Source organism: Rhizobium sp. CECT 9324 (genome assembly GCF_918741265.1).
Taxonomy (GTDB): domain Bacteria; phylum Pseudomonadota; class Alphaproteobacteria; order Rhizobiales; family Rhizobiaceae; genus Allorhizobium.
Genome location: NZ_CAKKMZ010000001.1, coordinates 1,775,323 through 1,795,877 on the forward strand (window position 1 = coordinate 1,775,323; position 20,555 = coordinate 1,795,877).

The window sequence follows — 20,555 nt, forward strand, 5'->3', positions numbered from 1 at the left end:
AGCAAGGAGCCAGCCGATATCGGACGAGAGCACGAGGAAAGCAGCAAAGGCCGCCAAAACCTTGCCGGCCAAAACGGCTGGATCGGCAACGGCACAGCCCCATGCCGGGGTCGACGTTCGACTGCTGTCGGGGGGGCAATCCGCAGATCGCCAAGGGCGATGGTGACGCGCCTGTGCAAGCCTATATTGCCGCCATGCCCGGGTGGAAAAGCGATCTTGGCAGACGTATCGACGCTCTCATCGAGAGTGTGGTGCCAGGAGTAAGCAAGGCGGTAAAGTGGAATACGCCCTTTTATGGGGTGGAAAGCGGGCGCTGGTTTCTCGCATTCCACTGCTTCACCAAATACCTGAAGGTCACATTCTTCGACGGCACGTCCTTGCAGCCACCGCCGCCCGGCAAATCAAAGCAGGCGACGGTACGTTATCTCGACATCTACGAGGGCGGTCATTTCGACGAGGCACAGTTCCTCGATTGGGTGGATCAAGCCAGCCGCTTGCCTGGCGAACGTCTGTAAACGTCAAGCGGCGACCGTCGCAGACGCCGTCACGGCATGAACTGACCGCCGTTCACGTCCACCGTCTGGCCGGTGATATAGCCCGACAGCATGTCAGAGGCGAGAAACAGATAGGCGCCGACGCAGTCCTCTGATGTGCCCGCCCGCTTCAACGGCACGGCGGCGGCGACCTGCTCGGCCTGGCCGGGCAGGGCATAATGGTCCTGGAACGGTGTTGCGATGAAGCCGGGGGCCACGGCATTGACGCGCACATTGTATTTGCCGAATTCCAGCGCCATGCCCTTGGTGACCGCGCCGACAAAGGCCTTGGACGAGCCATAGACGCCGGAGCCTGCGGTGCCGCCGGTGCGGGCCGCGACGGACGTCGTGTTGATGATGAAGCCGCCCTGTTTCTTCAGGTGCGGCAGCGCCGCCTGGCTGGTGGAAATGACCGAGCGGGCATTGACGTCCATCACCTTGTCGTAATGCGCGTCCGTCATCTCCTCGTAGGCGACGCGGGCGATCATGCTGCCGGCATTGTTGATCAGGCCGTCGATCCGGCCAAATGCCTGCGCCATCTTGTCGACGGCCGCCGCCATGTCCGCGGAGTTCGCCGCATCCGCCTTGAGGGTGACGACCTTACCGCCCGATGCCGTGATCTCGCCGGCGATCGCCTCGGCCGCAGCGCCATTGGAATTATAGTGCAGCCCGATCAGGGCGCCCTGGGCGGCGAATGCGCGGGCCAATGCAGCACCGATGCCGCTTGAGGCGCCGGTAATCAGCACGGCCTTGCCGGAGAGGTCTGGAATGATGAGGTCGGGAATGATGAGATGATCGGTCATGCGGCAGTCCTCCTGTTGTCGGACAAGCTTAGACCGGTCATGCCCCAACTTGGCAAGACCGGTCTAAAGATTATCCGCATCCCGATGCGTGGAGCGGATGCGGCAGTCTCAGGCGGCTTGCCACGCGAAAGGCAGCGGCGCCTCGCGGAAGGCAAAGCGGTCGAGATGGCTGGAGACCACGCCCTTCATCCGTTCGAGCACCTCCGCTTGCTCGCCCTCGATGACGACGGTCAGGCCGGTCTCATCCGAGGTCATGGTCGCGACCGCTTCCGAGAACTTGACCACGCCCATGTTGTCGGTCAGTTCGACCTCCAGCTTGTGTGCCCAGTGCTTGCACAGTTGCTGGACATATTTCCAGCCGTGTTCCGTGGCAACCGTTGCCGTTACTTTCGCCATGTTCAGAGCCTTTCGATCTTGCTCGCCGCCTCGTCGAGAATGCGGGCTACTTCCAGTTGGGTTTCACGTGTCACGCCGTCAAGGGCGAGGCGGTCCTGCAGGGCGGCGCGGAGATTATGCATGGCACGGCGAACCGGTGCCGCATCGGTGCGTTCGGTGACCTTGGCAAGGGCAGTCAACCGCGCCATGGCGGTCGCAACCTCGTCGGCGCGCTCGATCAGATGCAGGCGACCGGCATCGGAGATGCCGAGCAGCTTGCGTGGGCCGTCGCTCGCCTGCTCGTCGGCAAGGCCCATGTCGAGCAACAGGGTCATCGTCGGATAGACCACACCAGGGCTTGGTGCATAGGCGCCACCGGACAGGGTTTCGATTTCGCGGATCAGGTCGTAGCCATGGCGCGGCTGTTCCTCGATCAGCTTCAACAGCACGAGGCGCAACTCGCCGCTCTCGAACATCCGGCGACGTTCGCCGCCTCGTCCGCGCGGGCCACCTTCCGGTCTGCCACCGTACGGGCCGCCAAATGGCCCGCCATGGCGCATGGCATGGAAGGCTTCGCGCATCGCCTGCATGGGTCCGTCGCGCCCTTGGCGCTCACAATTGGAATGTCTCATTGTCGGTTTCTTTCTGATAGGTTTCAACTGCATCTAAGATATATCTTAGCGCGATCGTTGCAAGAGGCTTCACGATTAAATTTCAGGCAGGTGCAGGCAAGTGCGCGCGGAACGCTTTCGGCTGACATGGCCTTGGCCTATCGTTCGTTATAGCCCACGCGATTCAGACTCGGCGTGGCAAGCAGGATATCGGGAGACGACGACATGAGTGATAAGCGCCACGAGTATAAGGTGACGGTCACCTGGCAGGGCAATACCGGAACCGGCACATCCGGCTACCGCGATTACGGCCGTGACCATGTGATCTCCGCGGACGGCAAGCCCGACATATTGGCCTCGTCGGATGTTGCCTTTCGCGGCGATCCGGGCCGCTGGAACCCGGAGGATATGTTCCTCGCCTCGCTGTCGGCTTGCCACAAGCTCTGGTACCTGCATTTCTGCGCCGTTTCCGGCGTCATCGTCACCCACTATGAGGATCATGCCGAAGGCGTGATGGAGATCGATGCGGAAGGCACGGGCCGCTTTACCGATGTGCTCTTGAAGCCGCGCGTGACGATCAAGGCCGGCACCTATCCCGATATCGCCGCTGAGCTGCATGCCGAGGCGCATGAGAAGTGTTTCATTGCCAATTCGGTCAATTTCCCCGTTCGCTGTCAGGCCGAGATTATCGAGGCGTGACAGTCCCGCCGATCTGCAGACTCTGCGGTTTCCCCCAGCCCACGCGGGTCAACGATCCTGTTCCTTCCCGTCGGTCCTCTGCATGGCCTTGACGAAGTCGATAAAGGCACGAAGCGGCGCGGGAACCAGCCGCCTGCCGGGATAGTACAGAAACGGGCCTGAGAAATTTAGCCACCAAGACTCCATGACCGGCTCGAGTGTGCCGTTTTCGAAGTGCGGGCGGAGCCAGTCCTCGAAAAGGTAGATAATGCCTGTGCCCGCGACAGACGCCGCCACTGCAAGATCGGAGCCGCCGCCAGATTGGACCAGGAGTGGACCGGATGTGTTGACGACCATCGATTCGCCGTCCCTTTCAAACTCCCAGGGGGTGACGGCTCGTCCGGCAAAACGACCCTGGATACAGGCGTGAGACAGAAGATCACCGGGGTGTTCGGGTCTCCCGCGTGCGGCCAGATAGTCGGATGAGGCAGCAAGCGCAAAGCGTTGTATGCGCGGCCCTATGGGCACGGCGATCATGTCCTGTTCGAGACGCTCATCATATCGGATTCCCGCGTCACAACCCTCTGCAATGATGTCGACAAAATTTTCGTCGGTGGCGATTTCGAGCCGGATATCGGGGTAGGCTGCGAGGAATGCGGGTACAATCTGCGGCAGAACCAGCCGGGTAGCGCTGACCGGCACGTTCAGTCTAAGCAATCCCGCGGGGCGATCACGAAGGCTGCTGGCATGGTCAAGCGCTGCCCTGATTTCACGCAGCGCCGGCCCCACGCGCTCCATGAGGGCGCGACCTGCTTCCGTGGTCAGGACGCTGCGCGTGGTGCGGTTCAAAAGTCGAACACCGAGTTCGGTTTCCAGGCGCTTGACCGCATCGCTTAGCGCCGAAGAACTCGCACCGCTGGCGCGTGCGGCCTGTCTGAAGCCACCAGCGCGAGCCACCATCAGGAACGCGCTCAAATCATCGACCTCCGACATGTCAGTCCCCACGTTTGATAGTTTGCGAGAGTGTCCGGCAAAGCGGACAGCTCGTTCGGATTGTACGCGATTGTGGCATATATCAATCGGCCGTATCAACTGCGGGCAATCAATTGGAGATGACGTCATGTCGAACTTACGCAATTCGAACCAATACAGACTTGGCGATCGTGCCGTACGCCGCCTCGGCTACGGGGCCATGCAGCTTGCCGGCAAAGGCGTGTTCGGTCCGCCAAAGGATCGCCAGGAAGCTGTGTTGGTGTTGCGAGAGGCCGTGGAAAGCGGGGTCAATCATATCGACACAAGCGATTTCTATGGTCCTCACATCACCAATGAAATCATCAGGGAAGCATTGCATCCCTATAAGGATGATCTGGTGATCGTCACGAAGATCGGCGCCATCCGTGGTGAGGACGCCTCCTGGAATCCGGCCTTTTCGAAGGAGGAGCTGACCCGGGCGGTGCACGACAATCTCAGAAACCTCGGTCTCGAGGTGATCGAAGTCGTCAACCTGCGCGCCATGTTCGACGTGCATGGTCCGGCGGAAGGTTCACTGGAAGAACCGTTGGAGGTTCTCGCGGATTTGCAGCGCCAGGGCCTTGTCCGACACATCGGTCTGTCGAATGTCACGGCGAAACAAATCGACGATGCGAGGAAGATCACCGACATCGTCTGCGTGCAGAACCAGTACAATCTCGCGCACCGGGGAGACGACGCCCTGATCGACCAGCTCGCAGAGCAGGGAACGGCTTATGTTCCGTTCTTCCCGCTCGGCGGCTTTTCGCCGCTCCAGTCATCCACGCTCTCCGACGTGGCTGCGCATATGGAGGCAACGCCCATGCAGGTCGCACTCGCCTGGCTCCTGAAGCGAGCGCCCAATATCCTGCTTATTCCCGGAACGTCGTCACGGGCGCATTTGCGGGAAAATCTCGGCGTCGCCGCGATCGAGCTTTCTGACGAAGTTATGTCGGAACTCAATGGAATGGCCGCCTAGCAGACAGGAAATGCCGGTGGCAAAGGATTGCCACCGGTCCGGAGATGCAGCCCCGTCGGCAACGTCCAGATAGCCGACGGTTCATATTTACACGCAAGCGCGCATTCGCTTCGCATTCAAGACTGGGGCGTAAGGCCGCTGTCTGGACCTCTACTGGAATGCAGTCTCGAAGAAGCTCCTGAGCTTGCGCGAATGCAGTCTTTCCTGCGGCATGGCGCCAAGCTTTTGCAGGGCGCGGATGCCGATCTGCAGGTGCTGGCTGACCTGGGTCTTGTAGAAGGCGGTCGCCATGCCGGGCAGTTTCAGCTCACCATGCAGCGGCTTGTCGGAAACGCAGAGCAGGGTGCCGTAAGGCACGCGAAAGCGGAAGCCGTTGGCGGCGATCGTGGCTGATTCCATGTCGAGCGCGATCGCGCGCGACTGCGACAGCCGCTTGACCGGGCCGCGCTGGTCGCGCAGTTCCCAGTTGCGGTTGTCGATCGTGGCAACGGTTCCGGTGCGCATGATGCGCTTCAGCTCGAAGCCCTCGTAGCCGGTCACCTCCTCGACCGCATCTTCCAGCGCTTGCTGCACTTCGGCCAGCGCCGGGATTGGCACCCAGACCGGGATGTCGTCGTCGAGAACATGGTCTTCACGCACATAGGCATGTGCCAGCACATAATCGCCAAGTCTCTGGCTGTTGCGCAACCCGGCGCAGTGGCCGAGCATCAGCCAGGCATGCGGGCGCAGCACGGCGATATGGTCGGTGATCGTCTTGGCGTTGGACGGGCCGACGCCGATATTGACCAGCGTGATGCCGGCATGGCCCTTCATCTTCAGGTGATAGGCCGGCATCTGCGGCAGGCGTCCGAGCGAAACGCCTTCGCTCGCCTCGGTGTCGCCGGGCTTGGTGATGATATTGCCCGGCTCGACAAAGGCCGTATAGCCTTCACCGCCATCGGCCATCAGCTTGCGCGCATAGGCGCAGAACTCGTCGACATAGAACTGGTAATTCGTGAACAGCACGAAGTTCTGGAAATGGTTGGCACTGGTCGCCGTGTAATGCGACAGGCGCGCCAGCGAATAGTCGATGCGCTGGGCGGTAAACGGCGCAAGCGGATGCGGCTCGCCTGGCTTCGGCTCGTATTCGCCATTGGCGATCTCATCGTCGGTGACTGCCAGATCCGGCGTATCGAAGATGTCGCGCAACTGCATGTCGACCAGACCGCCGGCCGACGCCTCGACATGCGCACCTTCGGCAAAGGCGAAATGCAGCGGGATCGGCGTGGCGGATTCCGACACGATCACCGGAACCTGATGATTGCGCATCAGATGGCCGAGCTGTTCCTTCAGGTAGTGACGAAACAGCGTCGGGCGTGTGATCGTCGTGGTGTAGAGGCCGGGCGAGGTCACATGCCCATAGGCGAGACGGGTGTCGATATGGCCGAAACTGGTCGTCTCGAGTGCCACCTGCGGATAAAATGCGCGGTAGCGGCCCGCAATCGGGCCGCCTTGCGCAAGGTCGCCAAACCCGTCGATCAGGAAGCTGGTATTGCGCTCATAAAGCGCGGTCAGCGCATCGACCGCTTCAGCGGCATTGTTGAAAGCCTGCGGTTCATACGGCTCGGGGCTGATGAAATTGACGGGTGCGGAGATAGGGATTCGTGTGTTCATGATGCATTATAAGAGAGAGAGTTTGACAAGCAAACGACGTTTTGTCGGCTGATTTCAGAAAACCACAAGACGCCGTTCGTGAAGCCGCGCCGACGAACGCTCCTGTGTGAGAAAAACAGACATTAGAACATCGGAATAATTAAATGCTCCGGTGTCTTTTCGGGCGAGTGCATACGGCTTACAATGCCAGAGTTGTTCCGTTCTGGTGGACGGGATCGTGTGGAGGGCGATTTTTCATGGATATCGCATCAATCCTGGCGCAGCTCATCGGCGGCGCAGCCGGTGGAACGGCAGGCGGCAAGATATTGAAGGATTCGGATCTCGGTCAGATCGGCAACCTGCTCGCCGGGGCGATCGGCGGCGTCGGAGGCGGGACGATTCTGGGCTCGCTGGTCGGCTCGGGGGGAGCCGCGGCCGCGGGAGGCGTGGATATTGCAGCGCTTGCCGGCCAGTTTGTCGGCGGCGGTGTCGCGGGTCTGGTGGTCCAGATCGTCGTCGGGCTGATCAAGAACAAGCTGTTGGCCAAATAGGCGGCAACCACAGACCGTCTGGCCGAACCTGAGCCGATGAGAGCTGTTCCTAGAAGACAGCCTTGCAGAGCGGGCTGCCGGGAATGCCGCAGCTTGAGATCATCGCTGCCTGCCCGTGCCGCTGACCGGGTCCTGTGGACACCACCAGCTGGGCGAACAGGAAGGCGAAAACGGCCATGGTCAACGTCAGAATGGTCATGCGGCGAGAAAGCGTGCTCATGTGAAAATCTCCAGTCCCTTGTCCCTGTGACCGACTATGCTGACACCTGCCTGAACGCCTGCTGATAGTCGGGTTCATCAGGCATTCAGAAATCGGGGCAATTCTGGGGGGGCGCGGCTCCGAGGCGCGGCGTCATCCGGCGAGGATACGGGTTTCGGGTCTTTATCCGGATGCCTCTCTCTGCAATACTGATGCAACGGGCACCGTCTCGTTTGTCACAACAATTGAGCACGCTTCCCTGCGCGGCACCGACCGCGGCCGGGATATGCGGTCTTCACAAAACGAGACCACACGATGGACAACATCAAACACGAGACGATGCGCTTCGGGCGGGTCGCTGTCATGCTACCGGTCAAGCAGATGGCACGCGCCGAAAAATTCTACACGGAGGTACTGGGTTTCAGCAAAACCTTCGAGAACGGCAGTCCGGTCGGCTTCATGATCCTGAAGCGGGATTCGGCTGAATTGCACCTGACCTTACAGCCCGGTTATGAAGCCGCGGACTTCAACGTCGCCCATATGATGGTCGAGAATATCGATGCGCTGCATGACGTCATCCAGCGCAAGGGCCTGCGGGTGATCAAACGGCTGCAGAACAAGGATTACGGGCTGCGCGCCTTTGTCTTCGAGGATCCTGACGGCAATCGCATCGACGTCGGCGAACCGATCTGAGCCGTATAGCGGTGCTGCTGGCTGTGGGGGAGGGTTCCGCCGCAGCTAAAGGTTCGCCTTGGCGAAGATCTCCGTCGCCCAGTCGAGGAAGACGCGCAGGCGGGCGGCGGTATGTCGGTTTTGCGGATAGACGGCCGACAGTGGCGTGGGTGAGGGCGGATGGTTCGCCAGGACCTCGACCAGCCGGCCCTCGGCAAGATCTTGTGCCAGCCGGTAGCGCGGTGCCTGGATCAGACCGAAGCCGAGCCGGCAGAGATCCGTCATCGTGTCGGAATTGTTGACGGTGACGCGCGAGGCGATTGGCACCAGTCTTATGTCCTTGCCATCCATGAATTCGAGCGGCATCACCTCGCCGGTGCGCGACGAGACGAAGCCGATGCACAGATGCCCGGTCGCAAGATCATCAAGCGTTGCCGGCATGCCATGGCGGGCAAGATAGGCGGGGCTGGCACAGGTCACTTCGTTAATCGTCGCAAGCTTGCGCGCGATCAGGCCGCTATCGGCAAGCTCTCCGGCGCGAAGGGCGCAATCGATGCCTTCGCGGACCAGATCCACCAACCGGTCGCCCTGGCCGATATGCAGATCGAGACCGGGATAGCACTCGAGGAATTCCGGCAGATGCGGCAGGAGGAAGGTCCGCGTCAGCAGCGGATGCGCATCGATCCTGAGGATGCCGCGCGGTTTGCCATCGCGAAATGCGTTTTCGGCTTCGTCAATGTCCGAAAGAATGGCGAGGCAGCGTTGGTAGTGAACCTGCCCCTCCAGAGTCGGCGTTACATGGCGCGTTGTCCGCTCCAACAGCCGCGCGCCGAGATCGGCCTCCAACTGCTTGATCGCTTCGGTCGCCGTCGATCGTCCGAGCCCGAGATCGGCCGCCGCCGCAGAAAAACTGCGCCGCTCCACCACACGAAGAAAGAGTTGCATTCGGTCAAGTCGATCCATCGCTCATTGTTCGCACCAACAGAATTATGATGTCAAGACACGGGTGATTGTTTGGAACGAGCATCGGCATATCTTCAGGCAGACAGAAACAAGGAGAGCTGCCATGATCGATACTGAAACCAGGACTGCCATCGTCACCGGATCATCGAAAGGCATCGGAGCGGCGATTGCCAGACGTCTTGCCCGCGACGGATTTGCCGTCGTGGTCAATTATGCAAGGGGCGCAGAGTCAGCCGCAGCCGTTGTCGGCGATATTGAAGCGGCCGGTGGCCGCGCCGTGGCGGTTCAGGCCGATATCGCCTCGATCGACGGTATGAGAGCGTTGTTCGATGCCGCCGATCAAACTTTCGGTGGTGTCGACGTGCTGGTCAACAATGCAGGCATCATGCAGCTTTCGCCGATTGCCGACACGTCGGATGAAGCCTTTGAGCGCCAGGTCGCGACCAATCTTGGCGGCGTCTTCCGCGGCATGCGCGAAGGCGCGAACCGCATCCGCCCCGGCGGCCGCATCATCAGCTTCTCGACCAGCGTGGTTGGTGTCTACCAGCCGGCCTACGGCGTCTATGCCGCAACCAAGGCGGCGGTCGAAGCCATGACCCATATCCTGGCAAAGGAACTCGGACCGAAAGCGATCACCGTCAATGCCGTCGCGCCGGGCCCGGTCGAGACCGAACTGTTCATGAAGGGCAAGTCGGAAGACCTGGTCAACGCGATCATCGGCATGAACCCACTGAAGCGGCTCGGCCAGCCCGATGATATCGCCGCTGTCGTGTCCTTCCTCGCCGGCCCCGATGGCGGCTGGGTCAACGGCCAGGTGATCCGCGCCAATGGCGGCGTGGTCTGACACGCGCAGCCCTTCTGAGAGACAACCAAGCAGGAGAATGAAATGCCGTTTGTGAACATCAAGACCCCGGAAGGGGCGCTGTCCAAGGTCCAGAAAGAGGAAATCGTCCACCGAACGACTGCCATGCTGGTCGAGTATTTGTCCGAGGCAGCACGTCCGCATACCATGGTGCTGATCGAGGAGGTCAAGGACGGCGGCTATGGTCGGGCCGATATCGTCTTCACCATCCCCGACGACTATCGCGCCGTCGACTAGGTGCGTCAGGCGGAAAAAGTTCGGGCGGGGGATCGCTCCCACCGCCCGTTCCCCTCTTTATAGTGCCCGGTTCCGCTCTTTATAGTGAGAGCGTCAGCCGATCAGAGCCGCGACCAGGTCTGGCTCTTGCAAAGGACGGCGAGAACGCAGCCCTTCATCTTCAGCGAACTGCCAGAGACGGTGCCTGAACCCGAATAAGTCTTGTCGGTTTCCGGGTCGGTGATTTCGCCGGAATAGCTGTCGCCGCTGCCCGACATCTTGCCGATCTGCTTGCCGACGAATTTGCCGGTCTTGAGCGTCACGCAGAACGCGCCGCCGCAAGGGGCGATTTCGGCCGTGGCGCCGGTTGCCGTCTTCCAGTTGCCCTCGATGGGCTCTGCCGCCTGCGCGGTGATGGCCGAAAATGCCAGCGCGGCTGCGATGATGATGGTCCGCATGTGTGATCTTTCCTCCCGGGATGATGGTAACAGCCGTCAAGCGCGCTTGAATTCCTCCGAAATCGCGGCTCAACGGTTAAGAATTATCTTACGCACACGTAAAGGTAAAATGCAATCCGCCGGATTTTGCAGCTGTGGATGGCGTTCAAAACCGGCGTTTCCGGGCTTTGTCAAAAGTGCCTTCGAATTTCGTGGTGAACAATCGGTTGATTTCCAGACCTGAAGTTTTCGTAAATTTCGAGCCAAATTCCTTAAAATGCAGGGCATCCGATGCTTAACAAAAAACCAAGTTTACGAAGCATTTGTACTTTGTTTTCAGCAAATTAAGCATGCATTTTAAGCGACCATTGAAAGCCTTCCGGCATAGTTGGGTCATCAAACGAGCAGGGAAAAACCCGCCGATACCTGAAGGTTCGAAACGCCACAAAAGAAGATGGCAACGGTCCGGAAGGCGCTCCGAAAGGGGCAAAACAGGGACAGTTTAAACCACTAGGCTAGACAGGGACAAATCCGATGGCACGCTTTGAAATGCGCAATTCCGAAATGGCCACCATGGGTGGCGAAACCCGAGCCGATGTCTTCTGCGACATGGGTCTGATGTATGCAACCGGCCGCGGTTGCCCGATCGACCTGGTCTCGGCCCACAAGTGGCTGAACATCGCGGCAATCAAGGGATGCGAGCGCGCCGCCGAACTGCGTGCCGATCTCGCCCAGACGATGACGAAGCCCGATCTCGCCGCAGCGCTGCGCGCGGCCCGCGAATGGATGACCATCCACTGAATGCAGTTACCCCGCCTTTGGCGGGAGGACGAAAAAGCACAAGAACCCTGATGCAGGGGAACGTGGCGGGGGACCTTTGGACGGGGCCAGTGCCAACACATCAGAACCGCGACCGGCAGGAACAAGGCCGGCGCGGTTCTTTTTATTGCGCTGACGCTAGTCTCAGGCGAGCGCGGCCAGCACCTTCGGCAAGGCCTCTTCCAAAAGATCCATGTCAGCCGGCAGGCCTGTCGAGATGCGGATGCAGCGGTTCAGTGGCGCAACGCCGGGCATGCGAATGAAAATGCCGTGCTCCATCAGCCCATCGACGATCGCACGCGCATAGACACCGTCTCGTCCCGCATCGACCGTGACGAAATTCGTCGCGGACGGGAGCGGTTTCAGACCATTGGCCGTGGCGATGGCCGAAATCCGTGTACGCGCGTCTGCAATGCGCGCCAGAACGTCGGCCAGGTAGCGCTGGTCCTTCAGCGCGGCGAGTGCCGCTTCCGTCGACAGCCGCGGCATGCCGAAATGATTGCGGATCTTGTCGAAGGCCGAGACCGTGCCGGGCGTGCCGATGCCATAGCCGACGCGGGCGCCGGCAAGACCATAGGCCTTGGAGAATGTCCGGGTGCGGATCACGTTGGGCAGGTCGATCAAGGCGTCGGCAACCGGGATCGAGCCGGCCGGGGCCGTTTCGCTATAGGCTTCGTCCAGGATGAGCAGCGTCGTTTCCGGCAGCGCGCGGGCAAAAGCGACGATGCTGTCGGCATCCCACCAACTGCCCATCGGATTATCGGGATTGGCAAAATAGACCAGCGGCGCATCCTCGGCTTTGACGGCGGCAAGCAATCCGTCGAGATCTTCGCGGTCGCCGCGGTAGGGCACCGTGACCAGGCGACCACCAAAGCCGTTCACATGGAAATTGAAGGTCGGATAGCCGCCGAGCGAGGTGACGACCGGCATGCCGGGCTCGATCACCAGCCGGACGATCAAGCCGAGCAGGTCGTCGATGCCTTCGCCGATGACGAAATTCTCCGGCTTCAGCGACAGATGCGCTGCCAGCGCGGTCTTCAGCGCGTGGTTTTCCGGATCATTGTATTTCCAGATCTCGACCGATTTCTCCGCAATCGTCGCAATGACGGAAGGGGCCGGGCCGAAGCCGCTTTCATTCGCGCCGATCCGGGCTTTTACCGGCAGTCCGCGTTGGCGTTCGATGGCCTCCGGCCCAACGAAGGGTACGGTTGCCGGCAGGGTGGACGACAGGTGTGTAAAGCGAGAGAAGGCGGACATGCGATGCTGGAATCCCGGGCAGAGTTTGAACTGAGCCCACAATAGGTTTCCGCAGGGCGCGCGCAAGGGCGAGAACCGGCGCCATTGGCCTGCCGGTAGAAAGTTTTGCCGAAATCAGCGCCCCAGGCGCGCACCGTTTCCGTTGGTGAACGGCTTGATCGGCGCATCCATCTTTTCGCCGAGCATGAAGTCGGCGCGCACGATCCGGTGCAGCATGGCTTCCGGGATCGGCCGGATGAATTTCACGCCAACCCGATTGCCGTTTCGATAGGCTTCAGCACAGCCGATGCGATCGGCAAGACCAACGACCTGCAGGTAATAATGGGAGGACAGGCCGATGGTGGTTGTCATCACAAGTGCGGCGCCGCCTTGCGAAATATCCACGACTTCACAACTGCGGATCGTGATGCCGCTCAGTCCAGGGCTGACCGCCATGACCTTGGCGGGACGTTGGACATAGAAACGCTCCCATTTGCGTTCGTACATTTCCGACTTGACTGTCGCCAGATGCGTTGCGTTTTCCATTGTTGTTCTCGCGTTCCAAGCCCGGTGTTGCTTGCACTGTGGGTTCTAATATTTGCATTAGCGTCAAGAGGATCAGTCAAGTTTTAAGTATTTGCGCTTTCTCGAATGGGAAGAAAACACAAAGAGAAATACTGTCTTGTCGCTACATCGATACCCGTCTCGATCCAGCCAGTTGTTTTTAGGTGGAGAAGCGCGGCTCAATGGCCCAGCTCGAAGGAAAGTCGCACGACGTGGTGCAGGAATTCTGGATCGATCAGCATGTTGAAGCCGATGGTGAGCTTCTCAGCTTCGCGGCGGATGAGCGTGCAGCCGATTTCGTCATGAATGCCAAGGATCTCCAGGAAGAAGTTGCTGGGCATCGGCAGGTGTGGCGAGACCTCGAGTTCTGCGCCATGCAGGGATATCGTGCGGATCAGGCATCGCAGCGAGGTCGTGGTGCTCAGGTGATGGCCGACGAAGATGATCTTGCCCGGCCGGTCGATCCTGAATTTCTCGAAGACCTTGTCCTGCGGAATGTTCGCTTTTACGTCGGGTATCATCTGTAAGGGCATCTCACCCTCCCTTGGCGATTTGGCACAATCCCAATTTAACGCATCTTCTTCGACGCTTTCTCAATCGGATCGTTAAAATGCATGGGAAGTGAATGTTTTGTCTTTGAACTCAGGTGCTTACACGGCTTGTCGCGGGCGGATGCGTCATCGCGGCCCTGCATCCGCTCCTTGACCGGAAATTGCCATAAAGCTACGCCTTGTTCATTGACGCGCCTCCCATTGCGGATGTCAGGCGCTTTTCCTGAAGCAAGACTTTTCCTGAAACAAGACGAGGCGTGACACGTGGCGGGCAGACTGGTGATCATTGGCGCAGGCCAGGCAGGATTTGCGTTGGCGGCTAAACTTCGGGCATTGAAGGACGAGCGCCCCATCCTCCTTCTGGGTTCCGAGCCCTGCCTTCCCTATCAGCGCCCGCCGCTGTCGAAGAAATATCTGTTGGGCGAGATGAGTTTCGATCGCCTGCTGTTTCGCCCGCAAGCCTGGTACGAGGAAAACAATGTCGAGATCCGCCTATCGACGCCGGTAGAGGCGGTTGACCGCGAGGCCAGGACCGTTCGGCTCTTCGATGGCTCGACGATTGCTTATGAGACGCTGGTCTTTGCCACGGGTGCTACGCCGCGCCGCCTGCCGTCGCAGATCGGCGGTGATCTTGACGGTGTCTATACCGCCCGCGACAAGGCCGATGCCGATCGCCTTGCCGATGAAATGAAGGCCGGGCGACGGCTGCTGATTGTCGGCGGCGGTTACATCGGTCTTGAGGCTGCCGCCGTGGCGCGCAAACTTGGCCTGGACGTGACCTTGATCGAAATGGCCGAACGCGTGCTCGCCCGCGTTGCCGCGAAGGAAACCGCCGATGCAATGCGCGCAATCCACCAGGCAGAGGGTGTCGTCATTCGCGAAAACACCGGCCTCAAGCGCTTGATCGGCGAGGATGGACGGGTCAAGGCGGCCGAACTGTCGGATGGCAGCGTCATCGACGTCGATCTGGTCATTGCCGGGATCGGTGTCGTGCCCAATGACCGGATTGCCGCAGAAGCCGGGATCGAAACCGCCAACGGCATTCTCGTCGACGACATGGAGCAAAGCTCCGATCCGAACGTCTATGCCGTGGGCGATTGCGCGGTCTTCGACTGGAAGGGGCAGAAGATCCGGCTCGAGTCGGTGCAGAATGCCGTGGACCAGGCTGAGGCGGCCGCCAGCAATCTGGCGGGCGTGGCGCTGCCCTATCGGCCGAAACCGTGGTTCTGGTCGGATCAGTATGACGTCAAGCTGCAGATCGCCGGCTTCAATCTCGGCTATGACGAAACGGTCGTCCGCCCTGGTGCACGCGAAGGCAGTCTGTCTGTTTGGTATTTTGCCAAGGGGGACTTCATCGCAGTGGATGCGATCAATGATGCCAAGGCCTATGTTGCCGGCAAGAAACTTCTCGATCTGGGTCGAACTCCGGACAGGGCCGCGATCGCTGACCCGTTACTGGATCTCAAGACGCTGATCCTCTGACGCAGTACAAGCACACTCTCTACACCTTATAGTGAAAAGGGGTCCCGGATTTTTCTCCGGGACCCCTTTTGTGTTTTTATAATAACTGTTATTTATGACAACAAATAATAAGCAGAATCAAAGTGATGGTAGCGCTATCATGTCACTAACAAAAAAATGAACCGTTAGTTTGCGGCTGCGCGCTCCAGAACGGGAACACACATATCGAGATCATGCGAGGCGAGGTGTGCGTATCGCATGGTCATTGTCAGGGTCTGGTGGCCAAGCCACATCTGAACGCGGCGGATGTCGATGCCGCCCTGGACCAGGCGCGAGGCGCAGGTATGGCGCAACACGTGCGGCACGACATCTTTGTCATCGCCGAGACCGATGGCGTCCTTGGCATTGTGCCAGGCGATCCGGAACCTTTGCTGGTCAATCTCTGAAAAGGGACCAGGGAAGCGCCGGTCCGAGGCAGCGATTGCAGCAGCGGCCCGCTGGGTGAGGGGGACGGAACGCGAACGCCCGGATTTTGTCACCCAGAATGTGGCGCGGTGTGCATTGAGGTCACCCCAGCGAAGGTCGGTACCTTCGCTCAGGCGGGCACCGGTATCCACCAGGAATGTGCAGAAACGATAATAAAGGTCCGAATGCGCGCGGATTTCGGAAAACAGCAAGTCCTCTTCGTCTCTGTCGAGGAAGCGGATACGCCCTGCCTTTTCCTTTTCGCGCTTGAATTCGGGCAGACTGTAGACATCTCCCATTTTATACGCCTTTCGCAGCAGTTTGCTTAGGGCCGCCATCTTTCGATTGATGGTGGCGTTGCTGTTACCGCGCTTGCGCAATTTGCCAATCAATTGATCGAGCATCTCCTGGGAAAAGGTGGAGAAGCCCGGGATATCCAACATGTCATGAAGTTCGGCGATGAAATTGGTGACATTGTATTTGTGGCTGCCGTTGAGCCAGAGAATGTCGCCATATTTTGCGAACAGGGCACGCAGCGACGTGTCGCGGACTTCGAAAAGCTTGTTCGCGGTGCTGTACTGATAATGAACGGAATAGGAGGGCACTTCGACGGCTGTGTCGAATGCCTCGCTTTTTTCCGATATCATGTTGTTCACGCCATGGCCTCATACGATCCGGCCAGCGCCATGCGGGCCTCACGAGATCGAATATCGTTATACATTATAAAAAGTATAGCTCATAATTGCGCGGAAGCACGGATGGTGGAGTTTTTCCTCAAGAAACGGTGCCGGCCGGCAACAGTCGTCACAACTGGCCAGCATTTGACATTTCACAACCTGTATTCGGCAAAACCACGTTTTCAGTGGGTTTTGCGTGAGATCCGGCCCGAAGGCCGGATCTCGTATCAATCCGAAGATCGAATTAGAACGAGCGCTGCAGACGGACGAAGCCGTCCCAGACGCCATCATCAGCTGCGTCTTCGTCGAAGTAGTTGACGGCAACCTTGGCAGTCAGGCCCTGGGCGATTTTGTAATCGAGGGTCAGGCCGGCCTTCCAGGCGTCGTTGCTGGAGTCGAAGTCGTCAGCCGAAACGAGGCCGTAGCTGTCCCAGTACTGAACGCCAGGCGTCAGGGTGAACTTTTCGCTCAGCTTGACGGCGTATTCAGCAGCAACGGTCCACTCGGAAACGTCGTAGTAGGCGTTTGCGCCGGTCGAGTAGATGGCGGCGAGGCCGAATGTGCCCGGACCAACATCAGCCAGAAGCTTTGCGCGGATCGCGCCATTTTCAGCTGCGAAGTCGTAGGAGCCGAGAAGTTCTGCGGTGACAACGCCGAAGGTCGCAGCGATCTGGCCTTCGATGCCGAGGTTGTCGTTGTCGTCGTAGAAGGTGTCGAAGTCGCCGGAATAGGTCTTCGTCAGTTCGTCAAGGAAGACGCCAGCCGAGAACGCATCGGCAGTGTACTGGTAACCGATCGAGTTGATGCGGTTCGAACCGAGGTCATCGGTTTCGCCCGAGAGATCGTTATCCCAGTAGTTATACATGTAGCCGACCTTGAAGCCGCCGACAGTGATGTAGGCTTCGTCGATCTCGAGGTCGTTGCCCGAGCCGTTGTCGGTGCCGTCGCTTTCAGCCCAGGTGCGGACTGCGATGTAGGAACCGACGGTGCCGAGCTCGGAATCGCTCTTGGCTTCGAAGTTGATCTTGGCGCGGGTACGGGCGTTCCAGTCGAGATCTTCATTGTCGTCTTCCGAGAACTGGGTCTCGAAGCGAACATAACCGCTGATCTTGAGGCAGGTTTCCGAACCCGGGATGTAGAAGTAGCCGGTGCCGAAAGCGTCGCAAACGCGAACGTATTCCATCGGCTCTGGCTCAGCAGCAACGATAGCGTCGGCAGCCTGGGCGCCAGATACTACAGCGAGAGCTGCAGCGGAGCCGAGAAGAAGGCTCTTGATGTTCATTATTGACCTCCAGTCAATTATAGACCGGAGCACTGCGGATATATTGTTATTATCGTTTTAAATCATATAGATAAGTGATAATTGTCGCGGCGCTCATCGGGAGCGGTGCCGCCAATCGCGCCAGCATGGCCTCGGATTGGCCGTCGCCAGCACGGCTTTCCGTCGACAGCTCACGTGCGGGAACGCCATGCGAAAACACAGCTCGACGACGCGGGCAGAAGCAAATGCGGGAATTTTGAGATTGGGTTGAATGGCGGAGAGGATGGGATTCGAACCCACGATACGCTTTTGACGTATACTCCCTTAGCAGGGGAGCGCCTTCGACCACTCGGCCACCTCTCCGGTGCGGCCTGATTATGTGCTTGAATCGGCGATTGCAAGGGTTTTTCGCAATCCTGCACATTTTACCTTATGGAGCCGGCAAATTTCAGGGAATCGCCGGCGCCGGGCTACGGGCGACCGCGGCGATTCCCGAATCGAGAGGCTTTTCAATGATCGATTCTGTTCTCAAAGATCGAAAATGGCGGTCGCCCACGGCGCTTCACTCAACATATCGATCCTTATATAGAGTGAGCGCTTGTCACCGCTGCCCGCAAAAAGCGTTTGGCCATAGGGGATTTCGCCCATTTCGGTTGGAAACAAATCCTGGTTTTAACCGCCAGTGTTTCTGAGGCCAGTCGCTAAGTGCCCATTTCCTAAGGGCTTTCTTAACGAAGTGTAAAGTTTTAATGATCCCTGGACACGGTTTTGTGTCCTTTGAGCAACAGCGCAGACGGAAGGGTCCCCCGTTTCCATTCTTTCCGGTGATTGGTGATTGCATGACGGGCGGCGTTTTGTATTTTCAACTTCGGAAGCGAGGCGGTGGATCGTCCGTCTTCTGAGAAACCGACGGGGATGGGGCAGGAACTGCTGTCCTTCAGCCAATTTGGCCAGACCCATACGAAACTTGACTGGAGGTCAATAATGAACATCAAGAGCCTTCTTCTCGGCTCCGCTGCAGCTCTCGCTGTAGTATCTGGCGCCCAGGCTGCCGACGCTATCGTTGCTGCTGAGCCAGAGCCGATGGAATACGTTCGCGTTTGCGACGCTTTCGGCACCGGCTACTTCTACATCCCGGGCACCGAAACCTGCCTCCAGATCGGTGGTTGGGTTCGTGCACAGGTCGACTTCGGTCGCGATGCTGACTCGCAGTCTGGCAACGACTACGACATGCGCGCTTCTGCCCTGATCACGGTTGACGCAAAGTCGGACACCGAGCTCGGCGTTCTGCAGTCCTTCATCGCTCTCGAAAGCGACATCAGCGTTAACGGCGCTGAGCAGGGCTTCTACGCTGACGAAGCTTACCTCGCTCTCGGCGGCTTCAAGGCTGGCTGGTTCTACAGCTGGTGGGACCTTGGTATCGCTGGCGAGACCGATGGCCTCGGCAACGACACCGAATTCGTCTCGTTCGCTTACACATACGCTGCTGATGCTTTCTCGATCGGCGTTTCGGTTGACGAAATCAACGGCACCTCGGCCAACACCGACATCGGTCTTGCTGGTACTGTAACGGCAACCTTCGGTCCGGCTTCGATCGCCATCCTCGGCGGTTACGACTTCGACGTTGAAGAAGGCGCTGTTCGCGCTATCGCTTCGGCTGACGTTGGTCCGGGCACCTTCTACCTCGCCGGCGTTTACGCTTCGGACGCAAACGTTTACTACGATGCTGCTGAGTGGACGATTGCTGCTTCCTACGCCTTCAAGGCAACGGACAAGCTGACCATCACTCCGGGCATCCAGTACTGGGATAACGTCGATTTCGTAGACGGCACCGACGATTTCACATACGGCATCACGCTGGACTACAAGCCGGTTGAAAACCTGCTTGCTCGCGTATCGCTTCAGCACAACGACGAATCGGACGACACGTACGGTTACTTCCGTCTGCAGCGCGCATTCTAATTCAATCTACGGATTGGATAGGGAAAGCCCGGCCTTGTGCCGGGCTTTTTCCGTTTGGCGAGATGGTTGCCAACGGACCGCGCAGCTTCGTCTACGCGAACTGCCGCGAACTTTGTCTTCTCTAAATGCTCTTGTTGAGAAAGCCGGCGATCTGTTCGGGCAGTGGTCCCAGATCCAGCAGCGGCGCGTGGCCTTGGCCGCTGGCGGTAACAGCAAGCAGACGCGGATGCCGCTCACTCATTAAATCCACCGTTTCGGAAGACAACAGCCGCGAATGCTCCCCCCGGATCACCATAACCGGAAGATCCGCCAACAATGCAAACTGCGGCCAGAGATCTGCAAGCGGTTGATTGAAGTCCGCCGCGCGGAACTGGATGCCGATTTCCGGATCGTAGTCGGTGACAATCTCACCGTCGGTCTCCCGGTAGATCGCCGAGGCAAGCCCCTGCCAATCTTCATCGGACAAAGCCGGAAACTCGTCGCCATGCGCCTCCTTCAGGATCAGCGCCGCCTCGGCAAATGTCTGCGGCTTGCGCCGACGGCCCAGATAGGCCTGGATCTGGCGCAGTCCTTCGATCTCGAGGACAGGGCCGATATCGTTGAGGACAACGCTCGCGATCCGATCGAGATGGGTCATCGCCAGCACATGCAGGATCAGTCCGCCGCGCGATGTGCCGATGAAATGCGCCCTCTCGATCGCCAACTGGTCGAGCACGGCCACCACATCCATCGCTTCGACCGGGATCGTGTAACGCGTAGGCTCCGGGTCGCGGTCTGACAGGCCACGCCCACGCGAGGTGATGCTGATAACCTTGCAGTCGTGTGGCGCGCTAGACAGCAAGCGGGCAATGGCTTCGAAATCGCGGCCGTTGCGGGTCAGGCCCGGCAGGCAGACGACGGGCAGGCCGGAATTTTCACGGCCGTGAACCCGCACATGAAGCTTGAGGCCATCCGGGACGCTGATGAAGCGATCTTCGATGCCGTTGGTCACAGGATCAGGCATTTAGTCCTCCGCTGAGTGTTGCTGGAAGACACGCTAG

At 59.2% G+C, this 20,555-nt stretch carries 23 protein-coding genes, 1 tRNA gene and 1 pseudogene; 10 read left to right on the forward strand and 15 right to left on the reverse strand.

Annotation, left to right across the window (positions count from 1 at the left end):
- Nucleotides 1-61: 61 nt before the first annotated feature.
- A pseudogene (locus tag LQ231_RS08755) lies at nucleotides 62-515 on the forward strand (DUF1801 domain-containing protein).
- Nucleotides 516-544: 29 nt separating this feature from the next.
- On the opposite strand, the gene LQ231_RS08760 reads toward LQ231_RS08755, so the two are convergent.
- The 3 genes from LQ231_RS08760 to LQ231_RS08770 form a co-directional block, all read right to left on the reverse strand.
- The gene (locus LQ231_RS08760; RefSeq protein ID WP_230171061.1) at nucleotides 545-1,336 is read right to left on the reverse strand and encodes an SDR family NAD(P)-dependent oxidoreductase; all 792 of its coding nucleotides are present in this window, start codon (nucleotides 1,334-1,336) and stop codon (nucleotides 545-547) included.
- Nucleotides 1,337-1,444: 108 nt separating this feature from the next.
- On the reverse strand, nucleotides 1,445-1,732 hold the full coding sequence (locus tag LQ231_RS08765) for a DUF2218 domain-containing protein (RefSeq protein WP_230171062.1): 288 nt from the start codon (nucleotides 1,730-1,732) through the stop codon (nucleotides 1,445-1,447).
- 2 nt (nucleotides 1,733-1,734) lie between these two features.
- Entirely contained in the window at nucleotides 1,735-2,343 is a 609-nt protein-coding gene (locus tag LQ231_RS08770; RefSeq protein WP_230171063.1) for a PadR family transcriptional regulator, read from the reverse strand.
- A gap of 204 nt (nucleotides 2,344-2,547) precedes the next feature.
- On the opposite strand from LQ231_RS08770, the gene LQ231_RS08775 reads away from it, so the two are divergent.
- The gene (locus tag LQ231_RS08775) at nucleotides 2,548-3,021 is read left to right on the forward strand and encodes an OsmC family protein (RefSeq protein WP_230171064.1); all 474 of its coding nucleotides are present in this window, start codon (nucleotides 2,548-2,550) and stop codon (nucleotides 3,019-3,021) included.
- Between the two features lie 48 nt (nucleotides 3,022-3,069).
- On the opposite strand, the gene LQ231_RS08780 is transcribed toward LQ231_RS08775, so the two are convergent.
- A complete protein-coding gene (locus LQ231_RS08780) occupies nucleotides 3,070-3,993 on the reverse strand; it encodes a LysR substrate-binding domain-containing protein (protein ID WP_230171065.1) in 924 nt (307 codons plus the stop codon).
- Between the two features lie 127 nt (nucleotides 3,994-4,120).
- On the opposite strand from LQ231_RS08780, the gene LQ231_RS08785 reads away from it, so the two are divergent.
- Nucleotides 4,121-4,987 carry an aldo/keto reductase family oxidoreductase gene (locus LQ231_RS08785; protein WP_230171066.1) on the forward strand — a complete coding sequence of 289 codons (867 nt, stop codon included), beginning with the start codon at nucleotides 4,121-4,123 and terminating at the stop codon, nucleotides 4,985-4,987.
- A 150-nt stretch (nucleotides 4,988-5,137) separates the two neighbouring features.
- Here the strand turns inward: LQ231_RS08785 and LQ231_RS08790 are convergent, their stop codons facing one another.
- Nucleotides 5,138-6,640, reverse strand: a complete 1,503-nt coding sequence (locus tag LQ231_RS08790) for an AMP nucleosidase (protein ID WP_113140816.1) — start codon at nucleotides 6,638-6,640, stop codon at nucleotides 5,138-5,140.
- Between the two features lie 236 nt (nucleotides 6,641-6,876).
- Between LQ231_RS08790 and LQ231_RS08795 the strand changes: the two genes are divergently transcribed.
- Nucleotides 6,877-7,170, forward strand: coding sequence for a hypothetical protein (locus LQ231_RS08795; protein WP_230171067.1), 294 nt, complete (start codon nucleotides 6,877-6,879; stop codon nucleotides 7,168-7,170).
- Between the two features lie 49 nt (nucleotides 7,171-7,219).
- On the opposite strand, the gene LQ231_RS08800 is transcribed toward LQ231_RS08795, so the two are convergent.
- On the reverse strand, nucleotides 7,220-7,390 hold the full coding sequence (locus tag LQ231_RS08800; protein ID WP_162742590.1) for a hypothetical protein: 171 nt from the start codon (nucleotides 7,388-7,390) through the stop codon (nucleotides 7,220-7,222).
- 294 nt (nucleotides 7,391-7,684) lie between these two features.
- Here LQ231_RS08800 and LQ231_RS08805 point away from each other — a divergent pair, with 294 nt between their 5' ends.
- Nucleotides 7,685-8,062 carry a glyoxalase superfamily protein gene (locus tag LQ231_RS08805; RefSeq protein WP_230171068.1) on the forward strand — a complete coding sequence of 126 codons (378 nt, stop codon included), beginning with the start codon at nucleotides 7,685-7,687 and terminating at the stop codon, nucleotides 8,060-8,062.
- Between the two features lie 45 nt (nucleotides 8,063-8,107).
- Here LQ231_RS08805 and LQ231_RS08810 read toward each other — a convergent pair whose 3' ends face one another.
- Nucleotides 8,108-9,004 carry a LysR family transcriptional regulator gene (locus LQ231_RS08810; protein WP_230171069.1) on the reverse strand — a complete coding sequence of 299 codons (897 nt, stop codon included), beginning with the start codon at nucleotides 9,002-9,004 and terminating at the stop codon, nucleotides 8,108-8,110.
- 103 nt (nucleotides 9,005-9,107) lie between these two features.
- Between LQ231_RS08810 and LQ231_RS08815 the strand changes: the two genes are divergently transcribed.
- Both LQ231_RS08815 and LQ231_RS08820 read left to right on the forward strand, forming a co-directional pair.
- The gene (locus LQ231_RS08815; RefSeq protein WP_230171070.1) at nucleotides 9,108-9,848 is read left to right on the forward strand and encodes an SDR family oxidoreductase; all 741 of its coding nucleotides are present in this window, start codon (nucleotides 9,108-9,110) and stop codon (nucleotides 9,846-9,848) included.
- Nucleotides 9,849-9,890: 42 nt separating this feature from the next.
- Nucleotides 9,891-10,103, forward strand: a complete 213-nt coding sequence (locus LQ231_RS08820) for a 4-oxalocrotonate tautomerase family protein (protein ID WP_113140820.1) — start codon at nucleotides 9,891-9,893, stop codon at nucleotides 10,101-10,103.
- A gap of 101 nt (nucleotides 10,104-10,204) precedes the next feature.
- Here the strand turns inward: LQ231_RS08820 and LQ231_RS08825 are convergent, their stop codons facing one another.
- Entirely contained in the window at nucleotides 10,205-10,540 is a 336-nt protein-coding gene (locus tag LQ231_RS08825; RefSeq protein WP_007600172.1) for a DUF2147 domain-containing protein, read from the reverse strand.
- 513 nt (nucleotides 10,541-11,053) lie between these two features.
- Between LQ231_RS08825 and LQ231_RS08830 the strand changes: the two genes are divergently transcribed.
- Nucleotides 11,054-11,320 carry a sel1 repeat family protein gene (locus LQ231_RS08830; protein ID WP_007600180.1) on the forward strand — a complete coding sequence of 89 codons (267 nt, stop codon included), beginning with the start codon at nucleotides 11,054-11,056 and terminating at the stop codon, nucleotides 11,318-11,320.
- Nucleotides 11,321-11,482: 162 nt separating this feature from the next.
- Here the strand turns inward: LQ231_RS08830 and LQ231_RS08835 are convergent, their stop codons facing one another.
- From LQ231_RS08835 to LQ231_RS08845, 3 genes are all read right to left on the reverse strand, one after another.
- Nucleotides 11,483-12,595 carry a pyridoxal phosphate-dependent aminotransferase gene (locus tag LQ231_RS08835; protein WP_230171071.1) on the reverse strand — a complete coding sequence of 371 codons (1,113 nt, stop codon included), beginning with the start codon at nucleotides 12,593-12,595 and terminating at the stop codon, nucleotides 11,483-11,485.
- Between the two features lie 114 nt (nucleotides 12,596-12,709).
- The gene (locus tag LQ231_RS08840; RefSeq protein ID WP_230171072.1) at nucleotides 12,710-13,120 is read right to left on the reverse strand and encodes a PilZ domain-containing protein; all 411 of its coding nucleotides are present in this window, start codon (nucleotides 13,118-13,120) and stop codon (nucleotides 12,710-12,712) included.
- Between the two features lie 197 nt (nucleotides 13,121-13,317).
- Nucleotides 13,318-13,671 (reverse strand): hypothetical protein, encoded by a 354-nt coding sequence (locus LQ231_RS08845; protein ID WP_230171073.1) that lies wholly within the window; start codon nucleotides 13,669-13,671, stop codon nucleotides 13,318-13,320.
- A gap of 282 nt (nucleotides 13,672-13,953) precedes the next feature.
- Here LQ231_RS08845 and LQ231_RS08850 point away from each other — a divergent pair, with 282 nt between their 5' ends.
- The gene (locus tag LQ231_RS08850; protein ID WP_230171074.1) at nucleotides 13,954-15,171 is read left to right on the forward strand and encodes an FAD-dependent oxidoreductase; all 1,218 of its coding nucleotides are present in this window, start codon (nucleotides 13,954-13,956) and stop codon (nucleotides 15,169-15,171) included.
- A gap of 164 nt (nucleotides 15,172-15,335) precedes the next feature.
- Here the strand turns inward: LQ231_RS08850 and LQ231_RS08855 are convergent, their stop codons facing one another.
- From LQ231_RS08855 to LQ231_RS08865, 3 genes are all read right to left on the reverse strand, one after another.
- Nucleotides 15,336-16,271, reverse strand: a complete 936-nt coding sequence (locus tag LQ231_RS08855; protein ID WP_113140825.1) for a site-specific integrase — start codon at nucleotides 16,269-16,271, stop codon at nucleotides 15,336-15,338.
- A 265-nt stretch (nucleotides 16,272-16,536) separates the two neighbouring features.
- Nucleotides 16,537-17,574, reverse strand: a complete 1,038-nt coding sequence (locus LQ231_RS08860) for a porin (protein ID WP_230171075.1) — start codon at nucleotides 17,572-17,574, stop codon at nucleotides 16,537-16,539.
- A gap of 251 nt (nucleotides 17,575-17,825) precedes the next feature.
- Nucleotides 17,826-17,916 (reverse strand) — tRNA-Ser (locus LQ231_RS08865).
- 621 nt (nucleotides 17,917-18,537) lie between these two features.
- On the opposite strand from LQ231_RS08865, the gene LQ231_RS08870 reads away from it, so the two are divergent.
- Complete coding sequence (locus LQ231_RS08870; RefSeq protein ID WP_230171076.1) at nucleotides 18,538-19,515, forward strand: porin; 978 nt, start codon at nucleotides 18,538-18,540, stop codon at nucleotides 19,513-19,515.
- 121 nt (nucleotides 19,516-19,636) lie between these two features.
- Here the strand turns inward: LQ231_RS08870 and LQ231_RS08875 are convergent, their stop codons facing one another.
- Nucleotides 19,637-20,518, reverse strand: coding sequence for an alpha/beta hydrolase (locus LQ231_RS08875; protein ID WP_230171077.1), 882 nt, complete (start codon nucleotides 20,516-20,518; stop codon nucleotides 19,637-19,639).
- Between the last annotated feature and the right edge of the window lie 37 nt (nucleotides 20,519-20,555).

Excerpts from the sequence above, each read along its gene's own strand:
- LQ231_RS08760 (WP_230171061.1), bottom strand. The coding sequence starts at position 1,336 with ATGACCGATCATCTCATCATTCCCGACCTCATCATTCCAGACCTCTCC.
- LQ231_RS08765 (WP_230171062.1), bottom strand. The coding sequence starts at position 1,732 with ATGGCGAAAGTAACGGCAACGGTTGCCACGGAACACGGCTGGAAATAT.
- LQ231_RS08770 (WP_230171063.1), bottom strand. The coding sequence starts at position 2,343 with ATGAGACATTCCAATTGTGAGCGCCAAGGGCGCGACGGACCCATGCAG.
- LQ231_RS08775 (WP_230171064.1), top strand. The coding sequence starts at position 2,548 with ATGAGTGATAAGCGCCACGAGTATAAGGTGACGGTCACCTGGCAGGGC.
- LQ231_RS08780 (WP_230171065.1), bottom strand. The coding sequence starts at position 3,993 with ATGTCGGAGGTCGATGATTTGAGCGCGTTCCTGATGGTGGCTCGCGCT.
- LQ231_RS08785 (WP_230171066.1), top strand. The coding sequence starts at position 4,121 with ATGTCGAACTTACGCAATTCGAACCAATACAGACTTGGCGATCGTGCC.
- LQ231_RS08790 (WP_113140816.1), bottom strand. The coding sequence starts at position 6,640 with ATGAACACACGAATCCCTATCTCCGCACCCGTCAATTTCATCAGCCCC.
- LQ231_RS08795 (WP_230171067.1), top strand. The coding sequence starts at position 6,877 with ATGGATATCGCATCAATCCTGGCGCAGCTCATCGGCGGCGCAGCCGGT.
- LQ231_RS08800 (WP_162742590.1), bottom strand. The coding sequence starts at position 7,390 with ATGAGCACGCTTTCTCGCCGCATGACCATTCTGACGTTGACCATGGCC.
- LQ231_RS08805 (WP_230171068.1), top strand. The coding sequence starts at position 7,685 with ATGGACAACATCAAACACGAGACGATGCGCTTCGGGCGGGTCGCTGTC.
- LQ231_RS08810 (WP_230171069.1), bottom strand. The coding sequence starts at position 9,004 with ATGGATCGACTTGACCGAATGCAACTCTTTCTTCGTGTGGTGGAGCGG.
- LQ231_RS08815 (WP_230171070.1), top strand. The coding sequence starts at position 9,108 with ATGATCGATACTGAAACCAGGACTGCCATCGTCACCGGATCATCGAAA.
- LQ231_RS08820 (WP_113140820.1), top strand. The coding sequence starts at position 9,891 with ATGCCGTTTGTGAACATCAAGACCCCGGAAGGGGCGCTGTCCAAGGTC.
- LQ231_RS08825 (WP_007600172.1), bottom strand. The coding sequence starts at position 10,540 with ATGCGGACCATCATCATCGCAGCCGCGCTGGCATTTTCGGCCATCACC.
- LQ231_RS08830 (WP_007600180.1), top strand. The coding sequence starts at position 11,054 with ATGGCACGCTTTGAAATGCGCAATTCCGAAATGGCCACCATGGGTGGC.
- LQ231_RS08835 (WP_230171071.1), bottom strand. The coding sequence starts at position 12,595 with ATGTCCGCCTTCTCTCGCTTTACACACCTGTCGTCCACCCTGCCGGCA.
- LQ231_RS08840 (WP_230171072.1), bottom strand. The coding sequence starts at position 13,120 with ATGGAAAACGCAACGCATCTGGCGACAGTCAAGTCGGAAATGTACGAA.
- LQ231_RS08845 (WP_230171073.1), bottom strand. The coding sequence starts at position 13,671 with ATGCCCTTACAGATGATACCCGACGTAAAAGCGAACATTCCGCAGGAC.
- LQ231_RS08860 (WP_230171075.1), bottom strand. The coding sequence starts at position 17,574 with ATGAACATCAAGAGCCTTCTTCTCGGCTCCGCTGCAGCTCTCGCTGTA.
- LQ231_RS08870 (WP_230171076.1), top strand. The coding sequence starts at position 18,538 with ATGAACATCAAGAGCCTTCTTCTCGGCTCCGCTGCAGCTCTCGCTGTA.
- LQ231_RS08875 (WP_230171077.1), bottom strand. The coding sequence starts at position 20,518 with ATGCCTGATCCTGTGACCAACGGCATCGAAGATCGCTTCATCAGCGTC.